Genomic DNA, 7,151 nt, shown 5'->3' with positions numbered 1-7,151 from the left:
GAGTTTCTGGGGTCGATCAAACCGGGCGACGTTCTTGGTTTCAACTTCGGGATGGGCTTGGCTTTGAACGAAAAGTCCTCCTTCAGCATTGGCTATGACCATAGCTCAGTGGGGAGAACCGAAAACAATGGCCAGGTTGTACCGGGTTCAGTCAGGACACAGTTGGGCACCTTGCTACTCGGCTACTCCTACCGGCTCAGCCCCAAAACCACCTTGAATGTGTCGGTCGGTGCCGGACTCACGCGCGACACGCCGGATGTGTCGCTCACGGTCCGCTTGCCGATGAATTTTTGAACTGTCAGCAGTTGGCTATGACGAAAATTTTGGTGCTCTACTATTCGCGAACCGGGTTCACGCGAACTATTGCCCGGCAGATTGCGGGTGCCTGTAGTGCCGACCTGGAGCCCATCGAAGACGTGACAGGGCGCAACCATGCAGGCGGTTATGTGCGATCGGCAATTGAAGCGGCCTTGCATGTGGCTACACCCATTCGACCCGCCAAGCATGTACCGAGCGACTACGACATCGTCGTGATTGGAACGCCAATCTGGTGCGGGAATGTCGCCAGTCCGGTACGTTCTTACCTCAAGAGGCAGCGCCGTCAGTTTCACCGTGTGGCTTTTTTCTGTTCGTACGGCGGCTCGGGGCACGCCAAGGTGCTGCGCGATCTTGAGTCACTTTGTGGCAGGCCTGCTGTCGCAACATTGGCCGTTGCCGATGCCGATGTCACTGGCGAGTCATTTCGCGATCGACTGTCGGAATTTACCGACGCACTCAAGGACTCAGACAGATCGTACTGGCGGCCCGGTCGCGGTGAGAGGACATTCGACACATCCACCATCGGTCTTTAGCGAAGTACGCCATGAAAATCAACAAGCCTGCTGAGTCGCCGGATGCCACGCGTGAACGAGGCATCCGCCTCACTCGCAAAAGGTACTCATGCCGGCTGCCGCTTGAGCTCGCTTCCCGGCTGGAGGCCCTTTGCGAGATGCATCCCGGGAAAACCCGCTCTCAGCTCATGGGTGATCTGCTTGGCCTGGGACTGGCCGAGGTTGAGCGCGCGTGGTCTGGGGGCGCCACAGGCGTGGCCGGGTTTCATCCAGACACGCGCCAGCCAATCTATCTGCTGGGCGGGCCGTTTGCAGAGTTTCACGGTCTCATCCACAAGCATCACTTGGCCATGGAACATGATCTGGCAAAAGATGACCCGCAGGCGTCGTACCCGATTGATGAGTACACACTGGGCGAGGATGAGTAGCTGCGGTCGACTATGAGCTTATGGCAGGTGACTGCGTGCAACGTGCCGCAGCAAGGCAGTCAGCCCCAGCGCGGCCACGGTCAAACCGACCACCAGCGCAATCCAGAAGCCCTCGGCCGCCAGTGGCTGCGACGGCGCCCAAGGTAGCCACGGCGGCGCCAGACCAAGAACGTAACCCAGCGGCAGTGAAAATACCCAAAACGCCGTGAGGTGAATCACCATGGGGGCACGCGTGACCTTGTAGCCACGAATGGCGCAACTGGTGGCGACCTGCGTGGCATCCGACAGCTGAAAGACGGCAGCCCAAAAAAGCAGGTGTGCCGCCAGGGTGGCTACCGCCACGTCGCTGGTGTAGGCCGCTGCAATCTGCTGGTTGAACACGGCCATAAAGGCGGCAGAAATCGTCGCAAAAAGCAGGGCCACGGCGACGCCCACCCAAGCGCGAAAGCGTGCCGCCACCGGGTCGCCCGCGCCCAGCGATTGACCGACACGGGTCAGAATTGCCACGCCCAGACTCAAGGGCACCATAAACACCAGCGAGGAAAAATTCAGGGCAATCTGGTGGGCCGCCACCTGGGTGCTGCCAAATTTGGCCACCAGCAGGGCAATCAGGCTGAAGGCGCTGGTCTCGGCAAAATAGGTGACGCCGATGGGCAACCCGAGTTTGAGCAGGGCGCGCATCTGTGGCCAGTGGGGTGGCTCAAAGCGGTCGAACGGCCAGGTGCTGCGGTAGGCCTTGGCGCGGTGCATCCACCACAGCAGCGCCAGCAGGTTGAACCAGACGCACAGCAGCGTGGACCAGGCGCAGCCCAGGCCGCCCAGACGGGGAAATCCCAGGTTGCCGAACACCAGCAGCCAGTTCACCAGCCCATTGAGCATCAATGCGCCAATGGCGATCATCATCAAAGGCTTGGTCTGGTTCAGGCTGGCGCTGTACCCGTAGAGCACGCGGTAGCAGGCAAAAGCGGGCATGGCAAAGCTGGTGACATGCACGAAGTTTTTGGCCAGATCGCGCACCAGCGGTTCGAGCCCGAGGTGGTCAAAAACGGCAGTCGACAGGTTGGCCGCCATGAGGGCGATGACGCCAACGCCCAGCGCCTTCCACAGGCCCTGGCGCACCACATGCGGCACCTGGATGAACTCGCGCGCGCCCACATGGTGGGCCACGATGGGGCTGATCGACATCATCACCCCCATGAGGGTGATGATGAGCATGTTCCAGATCGAAACACCCAGCGATACACCGGCCAGGTCTTGTGCCGAGGCGTGCCCGGCCATCGCCACGTCCACCACGGCCATCGCCACATTGGCCAGTTGACCGATCAGGATCGGCCAGGCCAGCAGCCACAGGGCGCGGGCTTCAGAACTGACTTTGGCGCGGACCGGGGTGGATAAAAGTCGACGTAAGTTCGCGGGCGAGGGCATTGGCAGGGGTGCTCAACGTCCACGCAAAAACAAGGCGTCCAGCTCTTTGATGCTGACTTGCCGCCAGGTCGGGCGCCCGTGGTTGCACTGGTCAGAGCGGTCGGTGGCTTCCATCTGGCGCAGCAGCGCATTCATTTCTTCCAGGGTCAGGCGGCGGTTGGCGCGTACCGCGCCGTGGCAGGCCATGGTGGACAGCAACTCGTTTTGGGCGCGCTGTATCACGGTGCTGGCGTCGTGCTGGGCCAATTCCGCCAGAACGCCTCTGGCCAACTCGGCCGCATCGCCCTGGGCCAGCGTGGTCGGCACCGCCCGCACCGCCAGGGTTTTGGGCGAAAACGGAGTGATTTCCAAACCCAGGGTTCTGAGTGTCTCGGTATGCGCTTCGGCGGTGGCCACCTCGTTCGGGGTGGCGGCGAAGGTGGCTGGAATCAGCAACGGCTGGCTCGCCAATGCGGGCAAGGCCTGGCCTGAATCCGAGGTATTGGCCGCGCTCTGGACCAGCAACTGGGCCTTGAGCCGTTCGTAAACGATGCGCTCGTGAGCCGCATGCATGTCCACGATGATGAGGCCCTGGGTGTTTTCCGCCAGGATGTAAATGCCCTGCAGCTGGGCCAGGGCGCGGCCCAGGGGCCAGTCGCCCGCAGGCAGGGGCGCGGGCAGCCCCGCGGTGGCGGCGCGGGTGTTGCTCTGGTCAGGGCCGGCACTGGCCCACACGCCAGCCGACTGCGCCGGGTTCGCACCGGGTGATGTCTGCGCCGGATCACCTTTGTGCCACAGCAGCTCCAGGTCGCTGACCCGGTGTCCGGCTGTTGCTTCAAAATTGATAGCTGGTTGCGCAGAGTACATGGGGGCTAGAGGCCTTTTGGTCTCGTAAATATCATGCACTGCGGCATTCGGCAAGGCCGGGTGGCTGGCCGCGGCGGTCTGCCCGCTGGGCGTGCCTGTCTGCGCGGCAGCGGCAGCGGTAGCGGCACGCGGCGCGGCCAGTGCATCCTCTACTGCGTGGCGCACAGCCTGGTGCACTTCGCGGCTGTCCCGAAAGCGCACTTCGATCTTGGTCGGGTGCACGTTGACATCCACCCGCGTCGGGTCGATGTCGATGTACAGCGCATAAACCGGCTGGCGGTGACCATGCAGCACATCTTCATAGGCGCTGCGGGCGGCGTGGGTGAGCACCTTGTCGCGCACAAAGCGGCCGTTGACGTAGCAAAACTGCTGGTCGGCCCGCGAGCGCGCCGCGTCGGGAATGCCAGCGCGGCCCCACACCCGCACCGTGGGGGCGCTCTGCAAATGGCTGTTGCTGCTGGTGCGGTAATCCACCCGCACCGAGCGTTCGACAAATTCGCTGCCCAGCACATCGGCCAGGCGCTGGTCCAGCAGGGCTCCGGCATGTTCGCGGCTGGCGCCTGGCGCGTCATTCGGGTCGGAGTCGTCCTGACCCTGGCAGCGGCGCCATTGCTCGACCAGCCGGCCCTCGTGCCAGATGGCAAAGCCCACATCGGGCCGCGCCAGCGCGTGGCGGCGCACCGCTTCGACGCAGTGCGCCAGCTCGGTGGCGTCGGTTTTGAGGAATTTGCGCCGCGCCGGGGTACTGAAAAACAGCTCTTTGACTTCGACCGTGGTGCCGGTGCTGCGCGCCACGGGTTTGAGTTCGCCCGTGCGTCCATCCAGAAAAAATGCATTGTTTTGGCCTGTAGCCCTAGACAGTATTACGCAGTCAGCTATTGAATTAATAGCGGCTAGCGCCTCACCCCGAAAGCCCATGGTGCCCACCGACTCCAGGTCGTGCAGGTTGCTGATCTTGCTGGTGGCGTGGCGCTTGAGCGCTATCGGCAGTTCTTCACGCAGGATGCCCGCGCCGTCGTCTTCCACCGCAATCAGCCGGACACCGCCGGCCAGCAGGCGCACGGTCACCTGACTGGCGCCGGCGTCCAGTGCGTTATCCACCAACTCACGCACCACCGAGGCGGGGCGCTCCACGACCTCACCGGCGGCAATCTGGCTGATCAGCTCGTCGGGCAGTTCGCGGATAGGCCGACGGGGGGAGGGGGATAGGGCAGTGTTCACAGGGATGTATTTTAGGTGGCGGGGATAATCCAGCCCCATGGAAATCATTACCTATCTCTTCGACTTCATCCTGCACGTGGACAAATACCTGGAAGCCTTTGTGCGCAGCTATGGCCTGTGGGTCTATGCGCTGCTGTTCCTCGTGATCTTTGTGGAAACCGGCGTGGTGATCATGCCGTTTTTGCCAGGCGATTCACTGCTGTTTGTGGTGGGCGCCATGTGCGGTGTGGGGCTGATGAGTTACCCGCTATCGGTGGGATTGCTGCTGGCAGCGGCCGTGCTGGGCAACCAGTCCAACTACGCCCTGGGGCGCTACTTCGGTCCCCGGGTCTTCAAGTGGGAAGACTCCCGGCTGTTCAACAAGGCGGCCTTCAACCGGGCGCACGATTTTTACGAACGCTATGGCGGCATCACCATCGTGGCGGCGCGATTCATGCCCTTTGTGCGCACGTTTGCGCCTTTTGTGGCCGGTGTGGCGAAGATGAGCCGGACCCGGTTCACCTTGTTTGACGTGTCCGGCGGTGCGCTGTGGGTGGTCGGCATCATCACCGTGGGCTATTTCTTCGGCAACTTCCCGTTTGTGAAAGCGCATCTGGACAAAATCATCTGGGCCATGATTCTGATCCCCGGGCTGGTGATCATGTTTGGCGCCTGGAAGTCGCGCCGCAAACCCTTGCAGGTGGGATGAACAGGTGGGGTCCGGGCGCGGCCCTTAAACCCCAACTTTCAGAAACAATTCCTGGTCCGGCGCAAAGTTGGCGTGCAAGGGCAATAACGCGCCGCCCAGCGCCGCCGCGTCGGGACCGACATTGCCGGCAATGACGGTCGCCGGCCACAGACCTTCCCAGTTGTAACGCTGCAAGGCCTCATTCGTCCGCTCAATCACCCGATTCAGCAGCGCTCGGCAAAACGAACCGTCGATCACCACGGCTTCGATGTCCAAAAACGCCGTGCCACTCACCACGCAATGCGCCAATGCGTTGGCGGCATTGGCCAGCCAGGCGCTGGTCTCCATCTCGAACGGGGCCGACATGGCGCGCTCGTCGTAGGCGGCGCTGGGGTCCAGGCCATGGGCGATGAACCGTTGCTCCAGCTCCCACAGCGAAGCCTGGCTGATAACTTGCCCGGGCGGTGTGGTGCCCACGGCGATGGAGGAGGGCAGCGAGGCCACGGCGCCCGCGTTGCCGTGCAGTCCGACGTGCAGGTGCGAGTTGATCACCAGGCCGCCGCCGACAAAGGTGTCGACAAACAGATACAGAAAACTCTTCAGGTCGCGCCCGCGTCCCGTCACCAGCTCGGCCACGCAGGCCGCTGAAGTGTCTTTGGCAAAACTGACTGGCGCATCCGTCATGGCCTGCACCTGGGCGCCCAAGTCGATCTGGTTCCATTCGTTCGATTGCGCCTCGGACAGGCCCAGCATCTTGTGCCAGCCGCCCAGCTGAAACGGTGCGGCCACGCCCACGCCCACCAGGCGCGGGCTCAAAGGCCCGAGTTCGTCACGCATGGCGTTCATGCGCTCGCCAATGGCGGGCAGCAGGGTGTGGGCGTCGGGGAACGCGTAGTCAAGGGTTTGCCGCTGCCGTACCTGGCCCGTGAAGTCGACCAGGAGCCACTCTGCCCTGCGGCGACCAATCTTGATGCCGATCGAAAAGGCGCCGTCCGGATTCAGCGCCAGCGGCACCGAGGGTTGACCGATGCGCCCGCGCACGCGCTCGTGCTTGATCACGAGCTCGTCGTCTTCCAGCCGGGTCGTGATCAAACCGATGGTCTGTGCGGTGAGCCGGGTCAGGCGCGCCAGCTCTGCCTTGGGCACGCTGCCATTGAGCCGGATGGCCTGCAGCACCACACGTTCGTTGAATGCCCGCATGCCCACCTGGTTGGAACCACGGGGCCGTAGTAGTTTGGGGGAGTCTGCGGCGAGGGAGGTGCTACGAGGTGTCATGGCCGCAGATTTTCGCAGATGACCCCTTTGCGCAGAATGAAGTTGCCAAAGGGCTGGCGCTCACCCGTGAGGACGATGGCATAAGCGGCGCGCGCGCGGTCGTAAAACGCAAAGCGCTCCACGGCTTGCGCCGTCTGGCCGGGCAGCAGTTCGGGCGTCAAGATAGCCAGAACGTCGCGCTGCACTTCGGACAGGTACGGGCTTTGCGTGCCGCTGACCTGCATAAAGGCGACCGGGTGATCCATATCGGCCGCCAATGGCAGCACGGAGGTGACCGCCTGCACGGCCTGCGCCATGGACGTGCCGGGCAGGCGCAGTACAGGTTTACCGGCGGCGATGCTCATGGCAGTGAAGTTGGCATCGGCCAGCACCAGCGCGTCGTCGTGACCCATCTCCATCAGAACTTTGAGTAGCTCCGGGGTGAGCAGGGGGTTGATTCCTTTGAGCATGTTTTTCTTT

Annotated in this window: 7 protein-coding genes and 1 pseudogene; 4 read left to right on the top strand and 4 right to left on the bottom strand. The window is 62.9% G+C overall.

What is annotated here, in order from left to right; genetic code table 11:
- The 3 genes and pseudogenes from Q7T10_RS03015 to Q7T10_RS03005 form a co-directional block, all read left to right on the top strand.
- A pseudogene (locus tag Q7T10_RS03015) lies at nucleotides 1-294 on the top strand (acetate kinase); the annotation flags it as partial.
- Between the two features lie 17 nt (nucleotides 295-311).
- Entirely contained in the window at nucleotides 312-851 is a 540-nt protein-coding gene (locus tag Q7T10_RS03010; RefSeq protein WP_304745734.1) for a flavodoxin, read from the top strand.
- 167 nt (nucleotides 852-1,018) lie between these two features.
- On the top strand, nucleotides 1,019-1,258 hold the full coding sequence (locus Q7T10_RS03005; protein ID WP_304745732.1) for a hypothetical protein: 240 nt from the start codon (nucleotides 1,019-1,021) through the stop codon (nucleotides 1,256-1,258).
- An 18-nt stretch (nucleotides 1,259-1,276) separates the two neighbouring features.
- Here the strand turns inward: Q7T10_RS03005 and Q7T10_RS03000 are convergent, their stop codons facing one another.
- Both Q7T10_RS03000 and mutL read right to left on the bottom strand, forming a co-directional pair.
- Nucleotides 1,277-2,683 (bottom strand): MATE family efflux transporter, encoded by a 1,407-nt coding sequence (locus Q7T10_RS03000; protein WP_304745730.1) that lies wholly within the window; start codon nucleotides 2,681-2,683, stop codon nucleotides 1,277-1,279.
- Between the two features lie 12 nt (nucleotides 2,684-2,695).
- Nucleotides 2,696-4,789, bottom strand: a complete 2,094-nt coding sequence (gene mutL / locus Q7T10_RS02995; protein WP_304745763.1) for a DNA mismatch repair endonuclease MutL — start codon at nucleotides 4,787-4,789, stop codon at nucleotides 2,696-2,698.
- Between mutL and Q7T10_RS02990 the strand changes: the two genes are divergently transcribed.
- Entirely contained in the window at nucleotides 4,788-5,438 is a 651-nt protein-coding gene (locus Q7T10_RS02990) for a VTT domain-containing protein (RefSeq protein ID WP_304745728.1), read from the top strand. The two genes, mutL and Q7T10_RS02990, sit on opposite strands and share 2 nt — an antisense overlap.
- Nucleotides 5,439-5,462: 24 nt before the next feature.
- Here the strand turns inward: Q7T10_RS02990 and Q7T10_RS02985 are convergent, their stop codons facing one another.
- Both Q7T10_RS02985 and Q7T10_RS02980 read right to left on the bottom strand, forming a co-directional pair.
- The gene (locus Q7T10_RS02985) at nucleotides 5,463-6,692 is read right to left on the bottom strand and encodes an ROK family protein (protein ID WP_304745726.1); all 1,230 of its coding nucleotides are present in this window, start codon (nucleotides 6,690-6,692) and stop codon (nucleotides 5,463-5,465) included.
- Nucleotides 6,689-7,141, bottom strand: a complete 453-nt coding sequence (locus Q7T10_RS02980) for an RbsD/FucU family protein (RefSeq protein ID WP_304745724.1) — start codon at nucleotides 7,139-7,141, stop codon at nucleotides 6,689-6,691. The genes Q7T10_RS02985 and Q7T10_RS02980 overlap by 4 nt, the downstream gene beginning before the upstream one ends.
- Nucleotides 7,142-7,151: the final 10 nt, after the last annotated feature.

It is taken from the genome of Rhodoferax sp. (genome assembly GCF_030646845.1).
In the GTDB taxonomy this organism is placed as follows: domain Bacteria; phylum Pseudomonadota; class Gammaproteobacteria; order Burkholderiales; family Burkholderiaceae_C; genus Rhodoferax.
The sequence above is the reverse complement of the archived record's forward strand: the minus strand, read 5'-3'. Positions and strand labels throughout refer to the sequence as shown.

Coding starts and splice junctions, on each gene's coding strand:
- mutL (WP_304745763.1), bottom strand. CDS start 4,789: ATGGGGCTGGATTATCCCCGCCACCTAAAATACATCCCTGTGAACACT.
- Q7T10_RS02990 (WP_304745728.1), top strand. CDS start 4,788: ATGGAAATCATTACCTATCTCTTCGACTTCATCCTGCACGTGGACAAA.
- Q7T10_RS02985 (WP_304745726.1), bottom strand. CDS start 6,692: ATGACACCTCGTAGCACCTCCCTCGCCGCAGACTCCCCCAAACTACTA.
- Q7T10_RS02980 (WP_304745724.1), bottom strand. CDS start 7,141: ATGCTCAAAGGAATCAACCCCCTGCTCACCCCGGAGCTACTCAAAGTT.
- Q7T10_RS03010 (WP_304745734.1), top strand. CDS start 312: ATGACGAAAATTTTGGTGCTCTACTATTCGCGAACCGGGTTCACGCGA.
- Q7T10_RS03000 (WP_304745730.1), bottom strand. CDS start 2,683: ATGCCCTCGCCCGCGAACTTACGTCGACTTTTATCCACCCCGGTCCGC.
- Q7T10_RS03005 (WP_304745732.1), top strand. CDS start 1,019: ATGGGTGATCTGCTTGGCCTGGGACTGGCCGAGGTTGAGCGCGCGTGG.